Consider the following 26,558-nt stretch of genomic DNA (forward strand, 5'->3'; position numbering starts at 1 on the left):
CCTTAATTATTTATATGAGATTTCTGTTGGTTTATTTTTGGAAATTGAATATGCCTTATCAGCCACTTTAACGTGAGTATCTTTATCGGCCGTAATGATTAACCGGTGATGTGCAATTTCAAATTTATAGTTAATTCCTTGGTATGTTTGCTTGAATGAAAGTTTTTGCCACAAGCTTGGAAGATGCGGATTAATACTGAGTTCGTCAGTATCAAATCGGACACCACCATAACATTTGGTTTCAATTTCCAAGGTAGCTCCCATGACACCTAAGTGAATTCCCTCAGCGGTTGTGCCACCTTGAATATCATAGTAATCGGAAAATAGAGCGGTAGAAAACAGCTGCCATGATTGATCCATATTGCCATCCATTTCGTCAAGAACTGAATAGACAATCCGTGATAATGTTGAACCGTGGGTTGTTCGATCAAGATAGAATCTTAAGTTGGTTGTAAAGAAATTGGCAGGTAACTCATAGCCAAGTCGGGTGATGACGTTTTGCACTTCATTAAATGGTAAAACGTAGTATGCCATCAGCGTATCTGCTTGCTTGGCAACTTGATATGAGTCTGGCGATTTTCCTTCACCTTTTAATAGTCGGTCAATTCTAGATATATCGCCGTATTTCTTTCGGTAGGAATCAAAATTAAGTTTGGAAAGATTAAAGTATCCGGAGAATTGACCAATGATACCCTCTTCGTTGATATCCAAGCGAAGCTTATGGGCAATGTCACTCATTTTATCAAGCAGTTCGTTATCAGTTCCGGCCTTTTTATTTGCACTATCCACAACAGCTGCTTTTTGATTAGCGACTAATCCGGCAACTTTGTCAAATAGCCAGGAAACCATAATGTTTGTATAAGCGTTATTAGTCAGACCATGATCATCGGCGTTTGGATACTCTTCGTGGAATTCATCAGGACCCATGACGTGCCGAATATCGTAGCGATCCGCCGATTTGTCGTAATCAGCCATGCTGACCCAGAATTTGCAAATCGAAAGAAGCATTTCCAATCCGTATTTTTGCATAAAGTCATGATCACCAGTGATATGAACGTAATTAATGACATCATAAGCAACGGAAAGCGAGACGTGTCGTTGTAGTCGGCTATTATCAGGGTCCCACTCACCGCTAACTGGATTCAGATGAACAAATTGTGATTGCTCGTCACCATACATTCCAGATTGCCAAGGATACATAGCGCCTTGCTTATCCTCTGAGGTCGCGTATTTTCGAGCTTCGCCAATCCTGTTATAGCGGTAAAGTAAGCATTGTTTTGCAATTGCAGGGTAGTGGATGGCATAAAACGGCAGATCAAAAGTAACGTCCCAGAAAATATGGCCACGATAAGCTTCACCATGAAGGCCACGAGCGCCAACCGATGAATCGAGTTTACCAGATGCCAGTGCGGCACTTGTGACCAACATATGATAAATATTGACCCGAGTGAGTTTTTGGCTGGTAATGTCGTTTTGAATTTGAATATCTGACTTATTCCAGACGTTACCCCAGAATTTCTTGCTATCTGCTAAAGTATCTTCAAGCGAAGAATCGTTAAGCTCATTTTGGGCAGCCGTTTCCAAATTGTCATCCGAGTTTTGACTAGTAAAGATCGTGACGCATTTTTCGAATTCGTAGCTTTGACCTGGTTCAACATTAATGCTAAGTGATTGACGGATCATCTGATTTTCAGTTGTTGTATCAATTAGTTTTTGAACATCAACAGTTTGACTCGTTAACTTGGAATTAATGACAAAATCGACTTTAGATGTTTTGGTTTGGCCGCTTAAAGAAATCTGATTATCGTGAGCAGACATGCCAACAATGTCAATATGCTTTTGATTAAAGTCTTTATATCGATCAACATTTCCGTTAATGACGCTGCCGTCAATTTCGGAATAAAGTTGCAAACTACCGGAAAAGTTAATGGGCTTTAGCTCATACTTAATTGAATAGCGGTGCCAATTAGTCATATTAGCGACCTTTGTGGCCCGGACCTCCAAGATATGACCAGTTGACAACTGAATATGCAGGGTCGTCGTTAGAACACCGGTTTTTAGATTTAGACTACGATAAATGTCTTGAATATCTTCTTTTTTAATGGTGAATGGTTGTTGATGATCCACACCAAAGCTGATGTATTGTGCGTTTGGCAAGTTGACCAAGTCTTCATTAACCACATCACGGCCGTTAATATTGGTTGTAAGTTGGTTGTAGACACCGGCAACATACATGCCAGGGTAGTTATCCTTGTTGGCGGTTGATTCGACGTAGGCCCCACGTAACCCGAAATAGCCGTTACCGATTGTCAGCATGGCTTCTTGACCATAGTTACGCTTGCCACTATATTCACCATAATAGTCTAAGTGCCATTTAAGATACTCGGCCTTTTGCTCAACGGCTTTTTCTAAACCGATTTCTTTAACAGTTTGTAAGTTAACAACCGGGACGTTCATCATATTGGCAATAGCCAATCCGATATCAATCTTTTGATGGTTGATTCCGATAATCGTATCGGAAAATTCATAATTAAGTGAATTTTCAATGATGGCTGCATCGATAGGTAATCCTGTCAGGGCAGCCTTAATATTTTCCAGGTTATCGCCAATTGAAAATTTGGGGTTGTATGTAATCATGAACTTCCGAAAGGGTGGCCTGTTGGAATTTTCGGAATAATTTAATTCCATAACCCCATCGCGAGCCCTAATAGCAAACGTTCTCATAACAAAACCTCTTCTCAAAATTTAGGAATCATAAAATAATTCTTATAACTTAATTTTAGACCAGCCGGTAGTAAAGAGCAATTAATTGGGTGTGAAATCGGTTGTCCACCACCATTATTGAAAATGTTGGGTGATGGTCACAGAAATTCTTGGCTTGCCAAATAGTAAACGCGTGATACTTCTAAAACGTAATGAGCCAACTGTCGTCAGGCTAAACAGTAAATTACGCAAATGATCTTCTTTGATTAATCAACCAGTTTGATAATTACTTAAGCGGGTTATCATTTTGCTTTTCTGATTGTTGTAATAAGTCTCGAATCTCAGTCAAGAGAACCTCTTTATTATCAGGAGCTGGTTCAGATTTAGCGGGTTCTTTGGTTACAAACTTGTTGATCATTTTAATTAAAATGAAAACGACAAAGGCAATAATGAGGAAGTTGATGACTGAGTTTAAGAATGCACCGTATTTGAAAGTGGCATCGCCGACCTTAAGTGCGAGATTTGATAAGTCAATCTTTCCCAAAAAGATTCCGATAAACGGATTAATTAAGTTAGTCGTTAGTGACGTTACAATTGCTGTAAAGGCGCCACCAATAATGACACCGACGGCTAAATCGATGACGTTTCCTCTCGAAATAAATGCTTTAAATTCTTTTAACATAAGTTCGTTCTCCTCTCTGAGATTGTGTTATGGTATTAACATCAATTTATTATACAGATTAGATTTTTAAAACGCCAAAAATGGGTTTACCAATTCTCACGTTTCGTCTGATTTGTGAGTATGATAATATAGAACAAGAAATTCCAAAGGTGAATAGAAATTGAAAAAGAAAAATATTATTCTAATCGGCGCCATTATCATCCTTGTTTTATCAGCAACATTTTACATTACACAAACTTTTAGCTGGTCTTCCATTGCATTTATTGCAATCTGGATTGGTGCAATGATTTTGTTACGGTTGATGATTACACCCTTACTGGTATTCTTATTAAAATCGGATAATCCCAAGGGTGATTGGAAAGACTGGGATGAAGATGATAATTACGAGGTTACTCAACAAACGAGTCAATCTAAGGATCAGAAAAAATAGTTTGAACGAAGGAGAAGTTTATGAAAAAAGACATGCTTAGAAAAATATTGATTTCGGCTGCAGTCCTTTTGTCACTTGTTGTTGGTGGATCAAACCTATTAACTTCAAGTGTTGATGCTAAGGCTAGGGCAACGAAAGCAAAAACAACTCAGGTTGCAAATTCTAAGCAGCAGTTGGTCGATATTGTTATGAAACCCAAGAGTCAGCAAAACCTGGATGATTTTGTTTATGACAGTGTTGACCCTGGAAATATTAATTACCGGAAATTTGTAAGTGCCAAGCAGTTCGCCGCTCAATTTGGTCAAAATGCGACAAATATTAAAAAACTCCGGGTTTATTTAAACAAGAATCACTTAAAGACAACCGTCTATCGAGGAAACCTGATAATGTCGGTGACGGGAACAACTAAAAATATTGAAAAGGCTTTTAAAGTCAACTTGGTCAACGTGACTAAGGGAAGTCTCAAGTACCAAAAGGCGATAGGGACAGCTCGGGTTCCGAAAACACTGAATAGGGCAGTTTACGCAATTATGGGACTCTCAAATTATTCGCCCTTTTCAAATACCAAACGAACATTTTCACCAGCATTATTTCATAAGTTAGCAGAAACGTCGGGTAGTTCTGGCATCTCACCTCGTTACTCCCCACAAAAGTTTGTTAACCGCTATAGTTTGTCATCACTCTATGCCAATGGTTCAACAGGTCGAAACAAGACAATCGGTATTATCACGTTTGCTAACTATCATCCCAGTGATGCTTATAAATATTGGGCAGGTCAAGGAATTACTGTTAAGCAAAACCGGTTAAGTGTTTATCGGACAAATGAATATGCCGGGACATGGGATGGTTATGATGAAACAACAATGGATGTTGAACAAGCAGGTGCAATCGCGCCGGATGCGAATATTCGGACATACATCGGTAGGTCAAATATCACTGGTATGGTGAACTCGTTGGCTGCAGCAGTTGGTCAAAACATAGCTGATGCATTATCAATTTCTTGGGGGCAAAGTGAAGCTCAGGTTGCGTATGAAATCAAACAGGGCATTACGCCAGCTAAATATAATCAGATTCTAAATTTGCTGTTTGAGCAGGCGGCTGCGCAGGGAATGAGTGTCTTTACGGCAGCCGGTGATAACGGCGCCTACGATGGTATCTCAACGGGATTGACGAAGGGATTATCAGTTGATACCCCTTCTAATTCTCCGTATGTCACGTCTGTCGGTGGGACAACGTTGCCTAAAACTTACACAGTAAACGGAAACAAAGTGACAGTTTCAAAAGAGCGTGCCTGGGGATCAGAATTTCTTTACCCCAACTATGATCATCAAAAGTTTTTTAACACAATGGACATGATTGACAGTTACTTCACTGGTGGCGGTGGTGGATTTAGTAAGTATAATGACACGCCAAAGTACCAGAAGGGCTTCAGCGGAGTTGGAACCTACGAAGCAACAAAACTCTGGTCATTTAATAAAAATGGTCAGCCTAAGCAGCTAAGCACACCGGTTGAAATTAGTGGTAAACAGCAAGGACGTAATGTCCCTGATATTTCTGCCAATGCTGATCCCGCAACTGGTTATACGATGTTTGTCACCCCGAAACATAATGCTGCAGACAAGGGTGAATGGGAAATTTCGGGTGGAACTAGTATTGTTGCTCCCCAAATTGCGGCAACCAGTGTCTTAATGTCGGATAATTCGGCTGGTCGACTTGGCTTTTGGAATCCACAAATTTACCGATTTGCTGCCAGCCATGATACGCCCTTTACAGTGTTGGATAGCCGAACCAACAATACGAATTTGTATTATACGGGTCAACCCGGCAAACTATATAATCAGGCAACTGGTTTAGGAACGGTAGACTTTACGAAATTGAATAATGCTTTTAATGGATAACTGATACGTTGTTCTTAAGATAATCGCATATTTAGTTGCGTTCGTTTTGAGGTATTTTTTCAATTATCAATTTAACAACTTGGAAAATTCAGATTGAGGAGAATAAAATCATGAATAATAATTCCCAAAAACTGACAGCGGGTGACTATTTTGAAAGAATTTTAATTTTTGTTGGATTAGTTGTCATGGTGTCAATTGTCCAATTACCCCTTTTGTTCATTGCAAAAGGTGGTTTTTCGACAAAGGCAAATTATATATTTGGGGCGCTTTACTTAATCATTTTTGCAATATTTATTTGGATTGCATTAATAATTTATAATAAATACGTTCATCCTGCGAAAAGGGCATTGACTTGGCAAAATGTTAAATGGATCGTTTTGTCATGGATCTCATTTTTAGTGATTGAAGTTATTTTAGGCCTTCTTAATCAAGTGATCTATCATGTTTCATCGACTTCGAACAATGAAATTATCAGTCAACTTATGACAACTAATCACCTTACAATGATCTTAATGGGGATTACAGCTGTATTCTTCTCTCCAATTTTGGAGGAACTGGTTTTTCGTGGATTTCTGATTGGTGCATTTTTCAACAAGTCAAGTCGAATACTGCCTGTTATTGTAAGTGGCGTATTATTTTCAACTATGCATATGGAAGATTTAAACGTCATTAGTTTTGTAACATACGCGTTACTGGGAATGATTTTGGCATATTTATATGTTCGAACTGATAATATAAAAGTCTCAATTGGGCTTCATTTCCTAAATAATTTGTTTGCGATGGGGATGATGGCGATCTCTATTTTTACAATTGGCCAGTAATCAAAGATTAAATTCACTTAATTTTGAAAAAAATAATTGTTAAACAATTCAAATAATTTTTTGAGGTGAACAACTATGGGACTATCAGTAAAGCTAATCAATGATCTTTCAGACGGTACAAAAGGACCTAATAACCTAATTACAGATGTTGCTGGCGTTAAGGTAGGTCAAATCACAATTGATGAGGGTGATGTACACACTGGTGTGACAGCAATCTTGCCACACCAAGGTAATATTTTTCGAGAAAAGGTTCCAGCTGCATCCTATGTGATTAATGGTTTCGGCAAAAGTGTTGGCTTAGTGCAGATTGATGAGTTGGGGACGATTGAAACCCCAATTATTTTAACTAATACTTTTGGTGTGGGCACAGCTATTAATGCGCTGACCAAACATATGTTGGATCAAAATCCGGAAATTGGGGACACAACCAGCACAGTTAATCCAATTGTGGCTGAGTGTAATGATGGCGATGTTTCAAATATTCGGGCGATGAGAATTACCGAAGCAGATGTTATGGCAGCCTTAAAAACCACGGAAACCACTTTTGAAGAGGGTGCCGTGGGCAGTGGTCGAGGTATGATGTGCTATGACTTGAAGGGTGGAATTGGTTCTTCATCCCGGCTTGTTAAAGTTGACGATACCCACACCTACACTGTTGGCTCATTAGTGATGACAAACTATGGTTTTCTTGACGATTTTATTGTAAATGGTATCCCAATTGGTAAACCGTTGGCTAAAATGCTGGCTGCTGATAAGAAAAAAGAAGAAAAAGGATCCATTATTACAGTTTTGGCAACCGACGCGCCGCTTAATTCCCGTCAGCTCAAACGATTGGCTAAACGGGCAACTGTCGGTATTAATCGAAGTGGCGGATATATCGGCAATGGAAGCGGTGAAATTGTTTACGCGTTTTCAACAGCTAATTTAGTTAATCATTTTGCTGATGATGATTTTGACACAATTGATCGATTCAATGATAATCATATTGATTTATTTTTTAGAGCCGTTGCCGCCAGTGTTGACGAAGCAATCTTAAGCTCGATGGTTCATGCCAAATCGGTTGTTGATCGTAAGGGACGGTTGCGATTGGGATTAGTTGATGCGGCAAATAAATTAGTTCAAGAACAACCTGATTATACTGAAATGGTTGAGCGGGTTTTGACACAACTTGGGGTGGTGCAATGAAGGGCTTGATTTTACTTGGTGCTGAGAATATTAATCAAAATGCTTGGGGTGCAATCAATGGCTGCGAGGCTGCCAGTTTATTAGAGGGCCTTCATTTCCAAAAACGGGCAGAAATGATTAATTATGGTCAATTTCTACTTGATATGCCAATTAGCGCGGATGGTAATCCTTATCGTGGATTCGGTGGGTCACCGTTTAAAAATCAGATCGGAAAATTTGAAGCAATTTTTGTGACGCCATTAATGCAATGGGGATCTCGATATGGTTCATTAATAAATTTAAGTGGCGCGGCTCCTTGGTGGTTATACCAGTCTCTCAAAGAGGGCAGTCCGGTACTAGTTTATGTCACGGTTCATTTTGAGGACCCTAAATGGGAACAATATCCGTTTGGGAAAGTACCAACGAATAATCACGCTGTTTTATTAGATGGCATTGATTCTGACCGCGTTCATGTTAGTGACCCAATTGATGGAAAATATTGGTTGGATAGGAATAAATTCGAAACGATCTATAATTCCCGACGGATGGCGGTTACAATCCAAAAATAATCACTTTTTCTTACCAGGTCTGCTAAAAATTATTAGTAAAGGCCTGTTTTTTTTATAATTTTATGCTAAATTAGAAACTAAGTTTGGTTTGTTAAAAATCTTACATACAAATTGAGGAGTGATTTATGATGCATTTATCACGTAGATTTACGGTATTGGCGGGGGTTGCAAGCATTTCATTGATTCTTGTTGGCTGTGGACAGAAGTCCAGTCAGCAAAAGAAAACGATTACGACATCAACTGATACTGAATTGACGACGGTTGATCCTTCTAAAACCACAGCTGTTGGGACATTTAATGTTTTGAACAATGTTGATGAAGGTCTTTTCCGATTGGGCAAGGATAGTAAGGTTGAGCCTGGGATTGCCACTTCATCTCAAGTTTCAAAGGATGGGAAAACTTACACCTTTAATTTGAGGAAAAATGCAAAATGGAGCAATGGTGATCCGGTAACAGCTCAAGATTTTGTTTATTCTTGGCGACGGACTTTGAATCCTAAGACAGCTTCTCAGTATGGTTACTTATTCTCTGGAATTAAGAATGCCGATAAAATTCAAAACAAAAAAGCTGCAGTTTCATCGCTGGGAATTAAGGCTGATGGCAAGTATAAATTGACAGTGACTTTGGAACAGCGAATTCCTTACTTTAAACTTTTGATGGGATTCCCAGTATTCTTCCCACAAGACTCTAAGACAGTTAAAAAGTACGGTAGTGACTACGGAACTTCCTCAAAGACTCAAGTTTACAATGGTCCGTTTGTTCTTAAGAAGTGGACGGGGACAAATTTGACCTGGACACTTGCCAAAAATTCTTCATATTGGGATAAAAAGAACGTTAAGCTTGATGATATTAAATTTCAAGTTGTGAAAGATCCTGCAACTGGGTTGAACCTATATAATCAAAAGAAACTTGATATGGCACAACTCTCAGCAACACAAGCCAAACAAATGGGCAAGAAAAAAGATTTAGTTTCAAGACGACAATCTTCAAATTATTACATCGCGTTTAATTTAAAGAACAAAGCTTTCCAAAATTTGAAAATTCGCCAAGCAATGTCAATGATCATCAATCGAAAGATGATGGCTAGCAAGGTTGTTGGCGGTGGCGCTATTGATAACGATAGTTTTGTTTCGAAAGGATTAGCTGTTTCACCAAAGGACGGGACTGACTTTACCAAAGATGTTACTGCACCGGCCTCAATGAGCTATAACCCAACGAAAGCCAAGCAGTTATTCCGTCAAGGATTACAAGAAATTGGTCGATCATCCTTACATTTTACTTTGCTGAATTCTGATACTTATGACCAGAAGCAATTGAGTGAATATTTGCAAAGTGCATTACAAAAATTACCTGGGTTGACGGTTTCGTTGAATAACATTCCTGGAAGAGTTATCCTTTCACGACAGGCTGATCATCAGTTCCAAGCAACCGTGGCCAACTGGTTTGCCGACTTCTCTGATCCAATTACGTTCCTTAACATTTTAACGTCGACCAACCCAAGTAATATTTCTCGTTGGAAGAATGCGACTTACGATAAATTAATCAAGGCTAGCAACGATGATGATGGTAGCAACGCAGACGCCCGATGGGACGACATGGTGAAGGCACAAAATGTCGCCTTGAATAATCAGGCAATTATTCCATTGTATCAATCAGGTGAACAATGGTTGATTAGTTCCAAAGTTAAGGGTGTCGTTTATAATACTGCAGGCGCTAACTATAACTTTAAGAACGCCTACGTTAAATAGGAGGCTGTGTTTTGGAAGAACCAACAATTACTCGAATTGAAGTTCAAACGGCCTCAGCTCCGCTTAAACGACCGTTCAAGACTGCGTTAAGAACTGTGACAACAGCTCAAACCCTGATTGTTCAAATTAGTGACAGCATGGGCTACGTTGGTTTTGGTGAAGCGGCGCCGACCCCTGTAATTACCGGTGACACTTTAGCTAGTATTTCTGAAGCAATTAATCATGTGATTGGTCCCAAACTGATTGGTAAAGCGTTAAGTCGTTCAGAAGACATCAAAGCAATCATTGATCAATCAATGGTGCATAATTCAAGTCCTAAAGCTGCTTTAAATATTGCAGTTAATGATTTAATCTCCCAACACTACGGCATTCCACTCTATCAACTGTTGGGCGGGAATGCTGATCAGATCTTGACTGATTATACGGTTAGCGTGGGCTCAATTGATGATATGATTGGCCAAGCCAATGATTTAGTGGCTCAAGGGTTTACCACGTTGAAATTAAAAGTTGGTGATGATTCTGAAGCCAACGATGTTGCTAAGGTTTCTGCAATCAGAAAGGCTGTTGGACCTCAAATTAAGCTTCGTTTAGATGCAAATCAAGGATGGCATCCTAAACAAGCTGTTGCAGCTATTAATCGAATGAAAACCCTTGGATTAGATATCCAGTTTGTGGAACAACCAGTTAGGGCAGCAGATTTTGATGGTCTGGCATTTGTGACTGCTAATACGACAACAATGATTATGGCTGACGAGAGTATTTTTTCAGTTACGGATGCGCAACGGTTAATCAATATGCGTGGATGTGATTTAATTAATCTTAAGTTAATGAAAGCCGGCGGAATTGATAACGTGTTGAAGATCAATACCTTAGCTGAAGCGGCTGGAATCCCGTGTATGGTTGGTAGTATGATTGAATCTTCGGTTTCAGTCACTGCAGCTGCTAATCTTGCAGCTGCAAAACAAAATGTCCGATACGTGGATTTGGATGCCTCAATGATGTTTTCGAGCAATCCAATTAGCGGTGGGTTGGTTAATAAACGAAATCAAATTAGTCTACCTCATCGTGCAGGTTTAGGTTTTCAATCTTAAAGTAATGTTATTCTAATGAGTGATTCGTTGTGACTTGTCACAGTGAACCACTTTTTATTATTTTGTCACTTACTAAAAAGTAGTAATCGTTTATGAAATGTTGGAATCGTGGTATTATAATAAAAAACGAATGGAGGTGCCCAGATGGAAACAAGACGTGTAAAGGTACCTGTAGCAACTATCTGGAAATCAAAAAATTCACCAAGATCTGTTGATCAATCGGCAGTTGATGGTGATGTAAAAAAATGGGTTGCCCAAATGACGGATCAGCAATCGGTGGATTTAAGCGAAAATGATTTACTTGAAACTCAAGCACTTTTCAATGACGAATTAATTATCGATCACTTTGATGGTGACTGGGCAAAGGTGTATGTTGCAAGTCAGAAAGATGATTCTGACTCTAGGGGGTATCCAGGATGGGTACCAATCAAATTATTGAGCGATCAGCAAGTGGCCTATCCGCCAATTACGGCAACGGTGAGGATTGCTGTTAAAAACGCCATACTGTATGATACAACCAAAAATCCGATTCTTGAATTGAGCTTAGGAACAGTGTTACCTCAGATCGGCAGTGATGATAAATTCATCGAAGTGGTGACACCGTTGGGAAAGGGATACATTGATGAAGCTGCCGCTGTTTTGCCGTTTGCCGGTGCGAATGCAGGTGAAACAATGGTTGAGATGGGGCGCCAATTTCTAGGGATGCGCTATCTCTGGGCTGGGATTAGTTCATATGGGTTCGATTGTTCAGGATTTGCTTATACGTTGCATCGCGTTTTAGGGTTTGATATTCCGCGTGATGCTGATGACCAGCGTGATGGTGGATTGCCTCTCTCGCCAGAAGAAATTCTGCCAGGAGACTTAGTATTCTTCGCATATGATCACGGAACCGGGTATGTGCATCATGTGGGAATGTACATTGGTGATGGTAAAATGATCGAATCGCGGACTCCTGGTGCAAAAATTGATATTGCAAGTTTGACGGAACCTAAGTTTGCTTCAGAATTTGCAGGATTTAGGAGATATTGGCGTTGATGCAGAACCTTGATCATAAAATGACTGAATTATTGAGTCAAACGACGACACACACTGGTATCTTGATTCAGTTAAATGGTGAAACTATTTTTGAAAAGAATGCGAATCAAATATTTCCGTCTGCATCGTTAATTAAATTGGCTATTTTGAATGCAGTCATAGAACTGCGTCCCGATTTAAAACAGAATATTCGGATTGATCCGAACCGTCTCGCTGGCGGCGCCGGTATTCTCCAGTTAATGACAAGATCAACTTGGACGTTGCAAGATTTATTAGCATTAATGATTAGTGTGTCTGATAATGCGGCAAGTAATGTGATCATTGATCATTTTGGAATGGATACAATCAACGAATATCTAGTTAATCATCAGTTTGAGGGAACCCGACTTAATCGATATTTGATGGATACAAATGCTTTACAAACTGGCCGTGATAATCTGACATCTGCTGTTGAAGCTGTTCGATTACTTCAGACTGCATTAAAACATTCCACATTGGTTTCCAGTTGGTTTGCGAACCAACAGTCTCGGTACAAGTTACCCGGAAACTTTGACGAACTTACTGACCAAGTGACAGTCTTCAACAAAACCGGTGAAGGGGTTCAAATCGATCATGATGTTGCAAGATTTGTATATAACAATAACGTGGTAGATGTCGCTTTGCTAACTTCAAAATTCAAGAGGCGAATGGATGCACTGAGGTTGTTTAACCAAATTGGACAATTAATTTTTGACTTTATCATTTCGAAACCATAAAAAAATAACAGAGTGGACCAGCAAGCGGCTAGGCTCCAAAATATCGGCTCCCTAACTTGATATTCCTGATTTTGGAATGTTTAAGTTAGGGGCCTATATTTTGGGGTCTGCTTGCTGGCCCACGTTTTTCTTCCAAGTAAAAAGCTTAACGAGATATTCTGAACTTGAATATTTGGATAATTCAGTGACATGGTAGGAAGTTGCCTCTTGTCCCGCGTTTTTTTGCTCGGTAATAATCGTGACTACACAAAACGAGGCGGGACAAAATTACTTTTGTCTCCGCCGCGTTGTTGTTAATATATTGATAATATAATGGATAAGGAAAACTATTTAAATTAGAATTAAATAGATCAAAGTTGGTTAATTTGCATTGTGTTGTTCATTATAGTGATCAAGGTGGGCTTCAATTGTTGCAATTGTTTCCGAACAAGCAGCTTTCTCTTGCGGAGTTAAATTTAAAACTTTGAAGCAATTGCTAACTCGTTTAAATACACTGTCACGATTCGTAACAGCCATGTGGGTTAGCTGAATAATGACCGTTCTTTCATCTTTGTGACTTCGCTCTCGCTTGATCCAATTGTGACTTTCTAATCGTTTTAACAGTGGGGTTAATGTACCGCTATCAAGGTGAAGATGGTTTCCAAGTTCTTTGACTGATAATGGTGCATATTGCCACAATGTCAACATCGCAATATACTGTGGATATGTCAAACTGAAAGGACTTAGGGCATCTTGATAAAATTTATTAAATTTTTTATTGGCTGTGTAAAGTTGAAAACACAGTTGAGAATTTAATTGGATTGGTGGTTGTGTATTGGGCATAATTTCAACTCCTGCAAGTAGTGTATAATGTTATTGTAAAGTATTTGGAAACAAAATCAAGAAAAATAATATGGAGCAATTTAATTGCGAACAATACGTTATTTTGTTCCAGTAAAAGGGGATTTAAATTGATTAAACTTAGTAAATTAAGAATTAGTACATGGTTATTTATTGTTACCTTAATTTCGATGCTTGGCTACCTTGGCTATTTTGGTTATTGGTATTTGCAAGGATCTCCCAAATTCCATGGTCAGTTGATGCTATTAATTGAGGTTGCAGTAGGAATTGGTATTGCAGTGTTACCGTTTCTAATTGAAAAACTTGGTCGTTTTTATTTTCCACAAGTTGAACTGATTTTTTTCTATATTTTTCTTTATATGTCGATTTTCCTTGGTTCCGGTCTTCAATTCTATAGCATTCTTTTTTGGGACAAGTATGAACATGTTCTTTCAGCAATGATGTTGGCTGGATTGGGCTTTTCAATTTTTCAGGGATTATTAGATTCTCGTCAAAACTCTAGAACCCAGCCATTTTTGGTGAGTCTGTTTGCATTTACTTTTGGCGCAACCTGTGGCGTCTTCTGGGAAATGTATGAATTCACGGCGGATGGTTTGGGCGGTCTTAATTTGCAACGATACGAGCAAGCTGGCCGGATGTTAGTTGGTCGTGCCGCCCTGATGGATACGATGACTGACTTAATTGCCGATTTGATTGGTGCTTTCTTAATGGCATTGATTGGCTATTTGATGATGAAAAATAATCCTAATAGTGGTCGTTATCTGGTATTTAAGTCAAAACGTCAAAATATCTTTTCAAGTCTCTACTTTTAGTGTAAAATATAATATGTTGTTGCCCCAATGGCGGAACTGGCAGACGCGCAGCGTTCAGGTCGCTGTTTGAGAGATCAAGTACAGGTTCGAATCCTGCTTGGGGCATAAAAAAGAACATATTAAAAGAAAGGGCCCCGTAATTACTGCGATTACAGGAGCCTTTTTTGATAGCTACTAAGAATTATCAAGTTAATGGACAATGTTAATTAACTTGTGATTTATTATGCTAGTTTTTAATCGATAAGAATGTGGTTGGGATCAAGGTGATTTATTCCGGCCTAACTTTATAACAGCATAATTGAATCCAGAGCTGGATAGAAAATGTTCCTCATTCAGTGATCATAAGGATTATGCTAAAAAATGGGGTGAGTCAATAATTACTTTGCCTGGCCCCTATTAGTGTGAACACAATTATTATCGAGAAAACTGCGGGACAAAAGGCAATTTCCGGTTGTGTCACCGAATTATCCAAATCTTCAAGCCCAGAATATATCACCGAACTTTTTTAATTAGTAGAAAAACGTGGGTCAGCAGGCAGCCCCCTCAAAAAATATAAGCCCCCCTAACTTAACATTCCAAAATCGGGAATATCAGGTTAAAAGGGCTTATATTTTTTGAGTGAGCTAACCGCTTCTTAGCTCACTTTGGTTAATTAATAATTAGTTGTTAATTGATTGTTGCAGTTGTTTTTGCATTTAATTTATTCTGGTTAAATGAAAATGTCACAGCATTACCATTTTTATCAGTGGCATATGTTAATTGTTGTAGGGAGTTTTTCCCCGCCCCCATAATTGATTCGCCGTTTGGTGTTCCAAGCGTCTTTAGCGTGGCATTATAGGAGTCACCTTTTTTGATCCCGGCAAGTCTGCTTTTGGAAGTGATCTTCATGCCGCTAGTTTTTTTAGCATCATACGCTTTTCCAACAACTTTGCCATCAATGGCATGGATAGTGACATCAGCAACTTTAAATGAAGGGTCAACCTTTGACCATGAGTATTGGACAATCTCTGTTTTTGACGCTTTAGACTTGCTACTAGGAGTACCAAATTTTGCTTTGACCGAGCTTTCTGTTGCGCCACCTTGGCCAGTCATAATGCCAACCTTAATTTTTTTATAATTGGCTAATGTAATGTTCTTGCTAAGATCTTGTGTTTGACTACTTGAAGTTTTGTTACTGCCGCTCTTCGATTTACTCGAATTCCCACAAGCAGCAAGTGACAAACTTGCTAAGACTGTTACCGCTAATACAACTGACTTTTTCATAAACATGTTATATCTCTCCCAATAAAATATTAATCACACAAAATACATTATAAGTTAAATGCCCCGTAATTACTACCGGAAGTCCAACAGCCCTTGATGATTAATTACGCTTGTGATTTAAAATATATCCTTGGGCATATTTTTTGCATTTTAATCATAAACGTTGCATTATGATATTAGTAGTAACAATGTTGGCGCTTTCAAGAAAGGATGATCACAATGTATAAAAACATTCTTGTTCCACTCGATGGTAGTAATAATTCACGACAGGCGTTACAGGAAGCTGTCACTCTGGCTAAGCAATTTGACTCGACATTAAGTTTAGTGACGGTTATCAATAATACGAATTTTTATTATGGGACTGGTGCTGCCGGAATGCCACCACGGATGTATGATGATCAAAAGGCAATGGCCAATAAGATTATTGATGAAGCTAAGAAATATGTTGAGGCTCAAGGTGTCAAATACGAAACGTCAGTAGATATTGGGAACCCCAAAAATATTATTGCCCATATTTATCCAGGCCAACACGACATTGATCTGATCGTCATTGGTAAATCCGGTGTTGATGCACTGAACCGATTACTCATTGGTTCGACAACGGCTTATGTTGTTCGTAATGCAACTCGTAAGGTATTAGTTGTTAACGCAAAAGATTCAGATTAGGAAAGATTAAAATTTGAAGCTGAATTAAAAACTTGAGAGTGGATCAGGACATAAAACTTGCCCTGGTCCTTTTTATCGTTTTAGCTCAGGGATTGGAACCGGATTATAAGCGTAAAATGATTTTTGGATTAAGTGCTATGTTAAAAAATGATAAAAAAATAATTGACAAGCCTCATAAATCGGGTTATTATCATTTCTAATCAATATATCATTTGTTTTTAATATTATTTGTGTTGATGGGAAGAGTAACCGGATTAGTAACATTACAGAAAGTCTTGGATGATGAGATCAAGATGTTTGAAAGTCCGATGAAGATGAGCCCAGAGCATATTCAAGGTACGTTGCTATTGAATCGCAAGGATGCGTTATCATCCCAAGCTTGAACACGAGCTGTTGAGGTTTAGTAAGTGTGTGGATTAATAAATTACTAGACGAACAAAGGTGGTAACACGATAATAATCGTCCCTTTACCTGCATTTTAATGTGGGTAAAGGGACTTTTTTTATTCTTAAAAATTGGTTTAGATGACAATTTTTTGAAAAAATCGTGATTACTTTACATAACAAAAAAGGAGGTTACAAAATGATCGAAATTACAAATGTCCATAAACAATTCAATAATCGGACAGTTTTGAATGGTATTAATTTACACGCAGAGACTGGAAATGTTGTCACATTAATCGGTCCCAGTGGTACGGGAAAGACCACGTTACTCAGGTGCATTAATCTACTTGAGGAACCTGATCAGGGCACGATTGAAATTGATGGTGTCCGGGTTCAAATTCCAATCAAGAATAAAAATGATATATTGACACTTCGACGTAAAACCGCGATGGTTTTTCAGCAATACAATCTTTTTCGAAATCAAACTGTCCTTCAAAATGTGGTTCAACCACAGGTACTTGTTAAACGGACTAATAAGCAAGTGGCTAAGCAACGTGCTGAAACATTTTTACAAGAGGTTGGTATGCAGGATTATCAAAAGTATTATCCATCACAGTTATCTGGTGGTCAGCAGCAACGGGTCAGTATTGCAAGAGCACTGGCACTTGATCCCAAGGTAATTTTATTCGATGAACCAACCAGTGCCCTGGATCCGGAGCTTTCGCGTGAAGTGTTGAATGCTATTCACAAGGTAGCAGATCTGGGGATTACGATTGTACTGGCAACTCATGAAATGCAGTTTGCAGAAGAAATTTCAAATCAGGTTGTTTTTATGGAAAACGGCAATGTTGTTGAAGACGGTACACCGGCTGAAATCTTTCATCATCCGGCGAATGAGCGGACCGCAAGATTCCTTGAAAACTATCGCGTTCGTCAAGCACCAATTTATTCTGCACAAATAAAAAAGTTTAAGGTGGTTTAACAATTATGAAGAAGACACATCGAATTTTAGCAATTCTCCCAATCTTATTAATCGCACTCTTTTTGACAGCTTGTGGTAAATCATCAGGTCAAAGTAAGAAAACATATGATGTTGCCGTTTCAACAGCCAGTAAACCGTTAAGCTATCAAGAAAATGGCAAGTTAAAAGGTTATGAAGTTGATGTTTTAAAGGCAGTGGAAAAGAAACTTGGTAATGTTAAATTCAATTACAGTGCAGTTTCCCAGACGGCTGAACTAATCGGCCTTGATTCCAAGAAATATGATTTTGCCGCCAATGGTTTTTATAGCAACCCTGAGCGTCAGAAAAAATATTTGGTACCTAAGCAAAATGACGGACTTAGTTTAGTGAAGGTCTACTACAACAAGAATAAGGTCAAAAAATCAATCAAAAACTTGGATGACTTATCCGGTCTCCGCGTTGCTCCAGTCAATCCCAATGGTGGTATGTATAACTTGTTAACCACATGGAACAAAACCAACTCTAAGAAAGTAAAAGTTTTGACCAGCGATCAATTCCCATTACAACAACTTCTAAAAGATGTTAATAGTGGTAAGTATGATGCGTTAATTGATCCTTCTAATTTAGGCGAAAACGAAATCATTTCTGGTTTGAAACTTAATAATATTAGGAGTTCAGAACCTGTTCGTGCATTTCCAACTTATTTCTTATTCACCAAGGACAATACAGCAATCTCTAAGCGGGTTGATAAAGCATTAAAGGAATTAAAAAAGGATGGCACGTTGAGCAAACTTTCAAAGAAGTATTTCGGCGAGGATGTCTTTCAGTACAAAGTTAAGGAAAATTAAGCTTCAAAATTAAATTTATTAAGTCGTCAATAAAAAAGCAATGAATTAAAAGTCAGGTGAGCATATGCATAATTTTAGTGACGTAATTGGCCTTTTTAAACAGTTGTTAACAGGGTTGCCAATTACCCTCGGCTTCATTATTTCTTCGTGGATTATTGGATTTAGTTTATCGGTATTGGTGACTGCCGGTCGATTAAGTCCGCGGAGATGGTTGAGATATCCTCTAGACGTTTTGGTTTCCTTCACTAGAAGCATTCCAATTGTTTTGCAGCTGTTTTTGGTCTATTACGGATTGCCAGCGCTTGTTCAAACGCTGATCGGCGTTGACCTAAATGATGTCAATAAAATGATCTTCTGTATTATCACGTTTTCAATTTACTATGGTTCCTATTTGTCTGAGATCCTCAGGCCAGCATATTTATCTGTTCGAAAAGAGCAGCATGATGCGGCCTATGGGTTGGGATATACCAAATTTCAGACGAATTTTCATGTTATTGTGCCGCAGATGTTCTCAATTGCGCTACCATCACTGGGAAATGAAGTCATTAATTTAGTTCATCAGTCATCCATTCTGTTTGTTTTAGGAACTGTCGATTTAATGGGGCAGGCGGATATGATTATCACAACGGATTACACCTCATCACCGCTGCTGACTTATTTCTGTGCTGGGATGATTTATTGGGGATTAACGATTGTTATCACGGCCGTTGTTCATAGCATTGAAAGGTATGTTGATCGATACAAGCAAAGTGATTTAGAGGGAGGGACAATATGAGCTCACATATTTTTGTTGGCGATTTCTGGACGATTTGGAAAGTGGTCCCTCAGACACTTGGATTGTCATTTTTGATTTTAATTTTAGCAACGCTGCTTGGAAGTCTCTTTTGGCAGATTCAAGAGTCTAGGCACACAGCGATTAAGTTTCTATATCATGCCTTTTCTTCTTATTTCAGAGGTGTTCCGTTGCTAATTCATTTATTGATTTTTTATTACGGTCTACCGATAGTGATTAAGGCTCTTAGTGATCAATTTAATTGGGGGGTTAGCACCAATCAATTGAATCCCATTTATGCGGTCATTGTTAGTTACACGTTATATTCGGCAAGTTTCTTAGCTGAAATTATTCGTGGATCCTTTAAGTCAGTTGGTACGGATCAACTGGAAGCGGCATCTGCATTGGGGTATACGGGGACTCAGCGCTTTTTCGCAGTTTGGCTGCCACAAGCGTTAAGTGAAGCTCTTCCCAAAATCTTGAATTATTATACGCTTCTGATTCGTCAGTTATCATTAGCTTTTCTGGTGTCCGTAGTTGATATTTTTGCAAAAGCCAAGTTGGAGACGGCAGCTAATGACCGTTATATTGAAGCGTTTTGTGCGGCCGCCATTGTTTATTGGATCTTATGTGTTGTTTTAACGTTAATCTTTTCAAAAGTTGAACACTATTTACGTCGATATGATAGGAGTGTGTTGGCATGAATCATTATGAACGAATTAAAGCAGCTTTAAATTTTCAACCAGTTGACCGGGTCCCAGTTAATTTATGGGCTCATTTACCGGAATATGATCAAAATCCAAAATCCTTAGCCAGAAAGCAAGTCGAATTTGCGCAACAGTATGACTTTGATTTTATCAAATTAATGCCATTTGGCCTCTATGCGGTCGAAGATTATGGTGCCGAGATTAAATATTATGCGCAACGAGATCATCCGGCTGTTTTGAGTAAACCTGGGATTAATCATTATAGTGATTGGCAGAAGGTTGAACCTTTACCTGGCAATTATGGGACCTATGGGAAACAGGTCGAACTGGCAAAGTATGTTCGTGAATTCTCACAAGGGCAATTACCATTTATTCAGACAATTTTCAATCCACTTACGAATGCTTTAAAATTAGCTGGTAATCGGTTAGTGTTGGATATTAAAGAACATCCAGATGAAGTTAAACAGGCCTTGGAAGCCTTAACTGAAACAACAATTAATTTTATTAATGAAAATATTAATGCGGGTGTTGATGGTTTCTTTTATGCAACTCAAACAGCAACTGCCAATTTATTTACCAGAGAGGAATATTTGGAATTTGGTCGGCCTTATGATTTAAAAGTCCTTAATGCATTTAAGGATAAGACATGGTTTAATGTTGCTCATATTCATGGTGATCATACTTATTTTGACTTGATTGCTGATTATCCGGTTCAAGCATTGAATTGGCATGATCGTTCAGTAGCTCCTTCATTAAAGGAGGCACGGCAACAGACAAATAAAGCACTGATTGGTGGCCTTCATGAATTACCTTACGAGGATGTTGAAACCGGCAGCCGACCAAGTATTCTAGTGACTGGATCCGTTAATGAAGTTGAAAAACACGTTCAAGAAGCGATTGATGAAGTGAATGGGAAAGGGCTGATCATTGGTCCGGGATGCGTTGCCAGTCAAGAAGTACCCGATGCAAATATTTATGCATTACGATCTGCAGTGGGATTCTCAACGGCCAGAGAGAGTGTTTGATTAATTTAAAGTATTTTAGATAGCTGAATGATACGATTTTGATGCAATTGAAAATATTCGAGTGGGTCATTTGACCAAAAGAAGTCCTGTAAGATCAGCCTTGAGACTGGTTTTACAGGACTTCTTTAGCAATGTGATTCCCCACACGCGTTAAATGATGATGTGTAAGTTGTTCGTCAAAGTTTCCGGGACAACTTACACGATACTAAATTCGATCCGAAATGCGATATGGTTTTTCGTTCTTTTGTTGAGCAGCCTGTTGTTCGTTTGTATGACTAATGACATCGTCTGCGAAGAAAATATCAAAATTCTTGTTATCAACGCCGTGAACAACTAGCACCCGTTTGTTTTCGTCTTGCTTTTCCTTATAAATCTGAGCAGTTTTTACTGCTTCGTTATGATCGTGAAAATTACCAATTGAATCCCCCGGGTTAAAAAATACGACTTCATCCATAAATCTCGCTCCCTTCAATTCTATTTCATGCTCTTATTTTAATTATAACTTAAAAGGGTGGTAAAATGAAATTCGATAACATTTAGTTTTCCGGTGGCTGCTGTTTTTTAAGAAAGCTTTATAGTACTGGTAGGTCTAGTCGTTATCTGATAAAATAAAAGCCGTTATGTTCGATGTTAAAGGCTAACAAAGATAGATTTAATAAAAGGGGAATAAATTATGTGCGGATTTGTTGGTTATGTTAACCAAAAAGATGTTCCTGAAAATACAATTAGTGACATGGCAGATAGAATTAAGCATCGTGGCCCCGATGACGAAGCTTACTTTTCTGATGACAATGTTAAAATGGGATTTCGACGACTTTCTATCATTGATTTAGCCCATGGTGGTCAGCCAATGTATAATGCTGACCAGACAAAAGTCCTAACATTTAATGGTGAAATTTACAATTATAAAGAAATTCGTGAGGAGCTTCGTGATCTTGGCTATAAATTCAAGACTGATGTTGATTCTGAAGTTTTGATCTATGGTTATGAAGAATGGGGTCCCGATCTTCTTCAAAAATTACGAGGGATGTTTGCCTTCGTAATTTACGATAAAAAGAACAATGAGGTTTTTGGTGCCCGTGATCACTTTGGAATCAAGCCACTCTACTATTATGATGATGGTGATACATTCCTTTGGGGATCTGAAATTAAAGCTTTCTTGGAGCATCCAAATTTCAAAAAGCAATTAAACCTGAAGCTGTTGCCGATTCATCTGAGTTTCGAATTTATTCCTTCACGGGAAACGATGTTCAAGAATGTTTATAAGCTGTTACCGGGCCAGTATTTCCTTCATAAGAATGGTCAGACTGAAACCCATCGTTACTTTAAGTTTAACTACGACCATATTGACAATAGCCAAACGGTTCAGGGTGATGCTGAGAAGATTCGGAAAATTGTTGATGATTCAGTTAAAGCCCATATGATTGCCGATGTTGAAGTTGGTAGCTTTCTATCAAGCGGGATTGATTCCAGCTACGTTCTAAACGAAGCCGCAAAATTAAAACCAATTCAGTCGTTTTCAATTGGTTTTCATCATTCCAAGTATAGTGAGTTGGCTTGGTCAACTCAATTCGCCAAAGAAATCAAGCAAAAGAATACCCCAATTTATATGGATGGGGATGATTACTTTAATTTCTTGCCAACTATGATGTATTACATGGATGAACCGCTTTCAAATCCAGCAGCAATTCAACTTTATTTCCTATCTAAAGAGACTTCGAAACATGTGAAGGTTGCTTTGTCGGGTGAGGGGGCTGATGAATTCTTTGGCGGTTATAATACTTACTTGGAATCCATTCCGTTTGATCGGTACCAAAAGTATGTGCCAAAGCCAGTTCGTAAGGGACTAGCAGGAATTGCCCGTCATCTACCACGATTCCATGGTAAGCGTTTCTTGGTCAGGGGTGCTGAGCCGTTGAGTGAACGCTATTATCGGGTCAATTACGTCTTTAATTATGATGACCGAAATAAAGTATTGAAAGATCCTTCACTCAACGTTGATTCCGGTACTTACACAAAGCACATTTTTGATGATGTTGCTGATAAAGATGAAATGACCCAAATGCAATATTTCGATATTAACACTTGGCTGCCATATGATATTTTGCATAAGGCTGATCGAATGAGCATGTGTAATTCTCTTGAAGTGCGAACACCACTAGTTGACAAGGATGTGGCTGCCTTTGCGGCGACAATGCCTGTTAAGACCCGAATTACTAAAGATGAGACTAAAATTTCGTTACGAACCGCTGCTGAAAGTGAATTACCAAAGAAAACGGCTTTGAAAGAAAAGCTGGGCTTCCCATCACCAATTGCTAGTTGGATTAATGACCCCAAGTATCACGAACGAATCGTAAAAGCCTTTCATTCAGATACTGGTAAGAAATTCTTTAATACCAGCGAATTGGACTATTTATTAAAGCAACATGCTGAAGGCAAGTCTAATATGCAAAAAATCTTTACGATTTATACATTTATTCTTTGGTATCAAGTTTACTTCCCAGAGGACACGACTGAGGATACGGTTAGTTTGGTACATCGGACTCAAATTTAGAATTTTCGAGGAAATGGAAGGTGCTTAGATTGGCAGAAATTACAGTTGATGAAGTCCTATTACTTCTCAATGAACATCATTTATTGATTGAAAGTCAATTTAACGACCCTCGTTTAAGTTTTGAACAAATTGCTTATAATTCCCAAGTTGTTTCTGATCGGTGCTTATTCTTTTGCAAGGGAAATTTTCGACCAGAATATTTAATGGATGCTCAAAAACACGGCGCGACGGGATACATGTCAGAAACCCGTTACGACAATGTTCAGATTCCAGGCATCATTGTTAAGAATATCCAAAAATCAATGTCGCTCATTAGTGCGGCATTTTTTGGGTTTCCACAAAATAATTTGCCAACCATTGCATACACTGGAACTAAGGGAAAGACGACATCAGCATACTTCACTAAGGCAATTTTAGACAGAACTTATAATAAACGGGTCGGGTTGTTTTCGACGATTAATACGGTTGTGGGACCGGCGAAGTCTGACGTGGTTAAATCAAGTTTAACAACACCAGAGTCACTGGACCTATTTACCAACATGGCTGCCGTTGTTAAAAACGGCATGTCACATTTAGTCATGGAAGTTTCGTCTCAGGCGTATAAGAAAAACCGAGTTTATAATCTCCATTATGATGTTGGAGTCTTTTTGAATATCTCACCGGATCATATTGGTCGCAATGAACATCCAACGTTTGCTGACTATTTACACTGCAAGGAACAGCTACTGGTAAACTCCGATCGTTGCATTCTGAATGCTGATGGGACTCATTTGAAAGATATTTACTATGCAGCTAAGGCAACGACACAACCGGAAAATATTTATATTTATGGTCGTCAAAAAGCACAAACTGCTACTGAATTTCCGCTTGATTTTCAGTATCGCTCACTTGCTGATTCTTTAACCAATAATAAAATTGAGTTAAAGGCGGTCAGTGAGAAGGCAAAGCAGTTGGATATTGACGGAGTTTACGAAATTGGAATTCCTGGGGATTATAATGAAGGTAATGGTGTTGCGGCAGCAATTACCAGTGGGCTCATGCACGCCGGTAAAGATGATATAAAATATGGCCTTGCCCATACAACTGTTCCTGGCCGAATGGAGATTTATCGAACTAGAACGCATGGCACCATTTATGTTGACTATGCTCATAATTATGGCAGTCTGCATGCTGTGCTCGACTTCTTGAAGAAGCAATCACCAAGCGGTAAGGTAGTTGTTTTAACTGGTAGTACGGGTGACAAGGGAATTGATCGGCGCTCCGGTTTAGGTAAAGCAATCAATGAGTCAGCCAATGTCGCTTATTTAACTACTGATGATCCGGCCACTGAGGATCCTAAAGTCATTGCTCAGGAAATTGCGACTCACATTGACCGGGACAAAGTTTCTGTAAGTTATATTGCTGATCGGAAAACGGCGATTACTAAAGCCGTGAATGAAAGCCAAAAGGGCGATGTCATTGTGATCGCCGGTAAAGGCCATGATGCTTTTCAAAAGATTAATGGCAAGAATATTCCTTTTGAAGGGGATGCGTCAATTGTGGCAAATCTAGTGAAGGGACTTTGAATCTATGAAAAATGAACAAGCTAATTTCACTCCTGTTTTATTAGGTAGTGATTTTAACGTATACGGAATGGCACGCTCTTTGTACGATGTTTATGGGAAACCGGTTAAAGCATTTGCTCAAGTTAGTTTGGCACCAACCCGATATACAAAAATTGTTGATCTTGAATTAATTCCGGGATTTAGTGAGGATCCGACTTGGATTAACGAAATGATGAAGATCAAACAACGGTATGCAGGCCATAAAGAACCGGTGATTTTGATTGGTTGTGGGGATGGTTATGCGGAATTGATTTCAAAACACAAGGCGGAACTATCCGACGTCTTTGTTTGTCCATATGTTGATTACGACTTAATCAAACGTTTGAATGATAAAGAGAATTTTTACAAGATGTGTGATCAGTATGATTTGCCTTACCCCAAAACGAAAATTATCAGCAAGGCAATGTATGAATCTGGTGATCCAATTGAGCAGCCATTTGGTTACCCAGTTGCTTTGAAGCCGGCTAATAGTGTCGAATGGCTGGATATTCATTTCGATGGTCGGAAAAAGGCGTTCATCATTAAAAGTGAAGCCGAATTCAAGGACATTGTTGCTAAAAGTTATGGCAATGGCTATACGTCCGACTTTATTCTTCAAGACTTTATTCCTGGTGACGACAGCAATATGCGAACCCTCAATGTTTACGTTGATCGATCCCATAAGGTAAAGTTAATGTGTCTTGGTCATCCGTTACTTGAGGACCCGGCACCTTCAGCGATCGGAAATTATGTTGCAATTATTCCTGAGTTCAACCAGGATATTTATAATCGAGTTCAAAAATTCCTAGAAGAAATCAACTTTACCGGGTATGCTAATTTTGATATTAAATTTGATACTCGTGATGATTCCTATAAACTCTTTGAAATCAATTTGCGGACTGGACGGAGCAGTTTCTTTGTAACTTTAAATGGATATAAACTAGCTGACTGGGTTGTCCAAGATTATGTCTTCGATTCTCTGAAAGATCAACCGACGCTTTATGCGAATAAAGATCAAAGCAACTATTTCTTATGGCTTGGTGTCACACCCCGAATTTTTGAAAAATATGCCAAGACGAATGATGTTAAACAACATGCCATGCAACTCATTAAAGAGGGGCGGTTTGGCGATACTTTTTGGTATGGTAAAGATAAAAATCTGAAGCGGTTTGCCTTATATAAATGGATGATGCATAATTATGCCAAGAACTTTAAACGCTATTTTGTCACAAAATAAGGACTGATTTA

At 38.7% G+C, this 26,558-nt stretch carries 24 protein-coding genes and 1 tRNA gene; 20 read left to right on the plus strand and 5 right to left on the minus strand.

Annotation, left to right across the window (positions count from 1 at the left end; translation table 11 throughout):
• Nucleotides 1-6: 6 nt before the first annotated feature.
• Both FC85_RS10480 and mscL read right to left on the minus strand, forming a co-directional pair.
• On the minus strand, nt 7-2,724 hold the full coding sequence (locus FC85_RS10480; RefSeq protein ID WP_057865483.1) for a glycoside hydrolase family 65 protein: 2,718 nt from the start codon (nt 2,722-2,724) through the stop codon (nt 7-9).
• 265 nt (nt 2,725-2,989) lie between these two features.
• Nucleotides 2,990-3,385, minus strand: coding sequence for a large-conductance mechanosensitive channel protein MscL (gene mscL / locus FC85_RS10485; protein ID WP_057865484.1), 396 nt, complete (start codon nt 3,383-3,385; stop codon nt 2,990-2,992).
• 160 nt (nt 3,386-3,545) lie between these two features.
• Here mscL and FC85_RS10490 point away from each other — a divergent pair, with 160 nt between their 5' ends.
• The 9 genes from FC85_RS10490 (at nt 3,546) to FC85_RS10530 (ending at nt 12,896) form a co-directional block, all read left to right on the plus strand.
• Nucleotides 3,546-3,815 (plus strand): hypothetical protein, encoded by a 270-nt coding sequence (locus tag FC85_RS10490; RefSeq protein WP_057865485.1) that lies wholly within the window; start codon nt 3,546-3,548, stop codon nt 3,813-3,815.
• Between the two features lie 20 nt (nt 3,816-3,835).
• Nucleotides 3,836-5,713: a S53 family peptidase gene (locus FC85_RS10495; protein WP_057865486.1), complete on the plus strand. Its 1,878-nt coding sequence runs from the start codon at nt 3,836-3,838 to the stop codon at nt 5,711-5,713.
• A 110-nt stretch (nt 5,714-5,823) separates the two neighbouring features.
• Nucleotides 5,824-6,534, plus strand: coding sequence for a CPBP family intramembrane glutamic endopeptidase (locus tag FC85_RS10500; RefSeq protein WP_057865487.1), 711 nt, complete (start codon nt 5,824-5,826; stop codon nt 6,532-6,534).
• Between the two features lie 75 nt (nt 6,535-6,609).
• Nucleotides 6,610-7,719: a DmpA family aminopeptidase gene (locus FC85_RS10505; RefSeq protein WP_057865488.1), complete on the plus strand. Its 1,110-nt coding sequence runs from the start codon at nt 6,610-6,612 to the stop codon at nt 7,717-7,719.
• A complete protein-coding gene (locus tag FC85_RS10510) occupies nt 7,716-8,267 on the plus strand; it encodes a C39 family peptidase (protein WP_057865489.1) in 552 nt (183 codons plus the stop codon). Before FC85_RS10505 ends, FC85_RS10510 begins: the two co-directional genes overlap by 4 nt.
• A 128-nt stretch (nt 8,268-8,395) precedes the next feature.
• The gene (locus FC85_RS10515; protein WP_057865490.1) at nt 8,396-10,015 is read left to right on the plus strand and encodes a peptide ABC transporter substrate-binding protein; all 1,620 of its coding nucleotides are present in this window, start codon (nt 8,396-8,398) and stop codon (nt 10,013-10,015) included.
• A gap of 11 nt (nt 10,016-10,026) precedes the next feature.
• Entirely contained in the window at nt 10,027-11,106 is a 1,080-nt protein-coding gene (locus FC85_RS10520; RefSeq protein WP_057865491.1) for a dipeptide epimerase, read from the plus strand.
• A 144-nt stretch (nt 11,107-11,250) separates the two neighbouring features.
• Nucleotides 11,251-12,141 carry a C40 family peptidase gene (locus tag FC85_RS10525; RefSeq protein WP_057865492.1) on the plus strand — a complete coding sequence of 297 codons (891 nt, stop codon included), beginning with the start codon at nt 11,251-11,253 and terminating at the stop codon, nt 12,139-12,141.
• Nucleotides 12,141-12,896 carry a serine hydrolase gene (locus FC85_RS10530; protein ID WP_057865493.1) on the plus strand — a complete coding sequence of 252 codons (756 nt, stop codon included), beginning with the start codon at nt 12,141-12,143 and terminating at the stop codon, nt 12,894-12,896. Before FC85_RS10525 ends, FC85_RS10530 begins: the two co-directional genes overlap by 1 nt.
• A 360-nt stretch (nt 12,897-13,256) precedes the next feature.
• Here the strand turns inward: FC85_RS10530 and FC85_RS10535 are convergent, their stop codons facing one another.
• Nucleotides 13,257-13,718 (minus strand): MarR family winged helix-turn-helix transcriptional regulator, encoded by a 462-nt coding sequence (locus FC85_RS10535; protein WP_057865494.1) that lies wholly within the window; start codon nt 13,716-13,718, stop codon nt 13,257-13,259.
• A gap of 131 nt (nt 13,719-13,849) precedes the next feature.
• On the opposite strand from FC85_RS10535, the gene FC85_RS10540 reads away from it, so the two are divergent.
• A complete protein-coding gene (locus FC85_RS10540; protein WP_057865666.1) occupies nt 13,850-14,548 on the plus strand; it encodes a DUF2238 domain-containing protein in 699 nt (232 codons plus the stop codon).
• A gap of 21 nt (nt 14,549-14,569) precedes the next feature.
• Nucleotides 14,570-14,653 (plus strand) — tRNA-Leu (locus FC85_RS10545).
• 561 nt (nt 14,654-15,214) lie between these two features.
• Here the strand turns inward: FC85_RS10545 and FC85_RS10550 are convergent.
• The gene (locus tag FC85_RS10550; RefSeq protein ID WP_057865495.1) at nt 15,215-15,817 is read right to left on the minus strand and encodes a DUF3862 domain-containing protein; all 603 of its coding nucleotides are present in this window, start codon (nt 15,815-15,817) and stop codon (nt 15,215-15,217) included.
• Between the two features lie 213 nt (nt 15,818-16,030).
• On the opposite strand from FC85_RS10550, the gene FC85_RS10555 reads away from it, so the two are divergent.
• From FC85_RS10555 to FC85_RS10580, 6 genes are all read left to right on the plus strand, one after another.
• Entirely contained in the window at nt 16,031-16,477 is a 447-nt protein-coding gene (locus tag FC85_RS10555) for a universal stress protein (RefSeq protein ID WP_057865496.1), read from the plus strand.
• Between the two features lie 582 nt (nt 16,478-17,059).
• Complete coding sequence (locus FC85_RS10560; RefSeq protein WP_057865497.1) at nt 17,060-17,842, plus strand: amino acid ABC transporter ATP-binding protein; 783 nt, start codon at nt 17,060-17,062, stop codon at nt 17,840-17,842.
• Between the two features lie 5 nt (nt 17,843-17,847).
• A complete protein-coding gene (locus tag FC85_RS10565; RefSeq protein WP_057865498.1) occupies nt 17,848-18,669 on the plus strand; it encodes a transporter substrate-binding domain-containing protein in 822 nt (273 codons plus the stop codon).
• A gap of 64 nt (nt 18,670-18,733) precedes the next feature.
• Entirely contained in the window at nt 18,734-19,444 is a 711-nt protein-coding gene (locus FC85_RS10570; RefSeq protein WP_057865499.1) for an amino acid ABC transporter permease, read from the plus strand.
• The gene (locus FC85_RS10575) at nt 19,441-20,145 is read left to right on the plus strand and encodes an amino acid ABC transporter permease (protein ID WP_057865500.1); all 705 of its coding nucleotides are present in this window, start codon (nt 19,441-19,443) and stop codon (nt 20,143-20,145) included. The genes FC85_RS10570 and FC85_RS10575 overlap by 4 nt, the downstream gene beginning before the upstream one ends.
• Entirely contained in the window at nt 20,142-21,173 is a 1,032-nt protein-coding gene (locus tag FC85_RS10580) for a uroporphyrinogen decarboxylase family protein (protein ID WP_057865501.1), read from the plus strand. The genes FC85_RS10575 and FC85_RS10580 overlap by 4 nt, the downstream gene beginning before the upstream one ends.
• Before the next feature lie 205 nt (nt 21,174-21,378).
• Here the strand turns inward: FC85_RS10580 and FC85_RS10585 are convergent, their stop codons facing one another.
• Nucleotides 21,379-21,627 (minus strand): hypothetical protein, encoded by a 249-nt coding sequence (locus FC85_RS10585; protein ID WP_057865502.1) that lies wholly within the window; start codon nt 21,625-21,627, stop codon nt 21,379-21,381.
• A gap of 219 nt (nt 21,628-21,846) precedes the next feature.
• Between FC85_RS10585 and asnB the strand changes: the two genes are divergently transcribed.
• Genes asnB through FC85_RS10600 form a run of 3 tightly spaced genes read left to right on the plus strand, consistent with a single transcriptional unit; the run spans nt 21,847 to nt 26,547 of the window.
• Nucleotides 21,847-23,727, plus strand: coding sequence for an asparagine synthase (glutamine-hydrolyzing) (asnB, locus tag FC85_RS10590; RefSeq protein ID WP_057865503.1), 1,881 nt, complete (start codon nt 21,847-21,849; stop codon nt 23,725-23,727).
• Nucleotides 23,728-23,756: 29 nt separating this feature from the next.
• Nucleotides 23,757-25,292 carry a UDP-N-acetylmuramoyl-L-alanyl-D-glutamate--2,6-diaminopimelate ligase gene (locus FC85_RS10595; RefSeq protein ID WP_057865504.1) on the plus strand — a complete coding sequence of 512 codons (1,536 nt, stop codon included), beginning with the start codon at nt 23,757-23,759 and terminating at the stop codon, nt 25,290-25,292.
• A 4-nt stretch (nt 25,293-25,296) separates the two neighbouring features.
• Nucleotides 25,297-26,547: a carboxylate--amine ligase gene (locus FC85_RS10600; RefSeq protein ID WP_057865505.1), complete on the plus strand. Its 1,251-nt coding sequence runs from the start codon at nt 25,297-25,299 to the stop codon at nt 26,545-26,547.
• Nucleotides 26,548-26,558: the final 11 nt, after the last annotated feature.

This window comes from Lentilactobacillus diolivorans DSM 14421, from assembly GCF_001434255.1.
GTDB lineage: Bacteria > Bacillota > Bacilli > Lactobacillales > Lactobacillaceae > Lentilactobacillus > Lentilactobacillus diolivorans.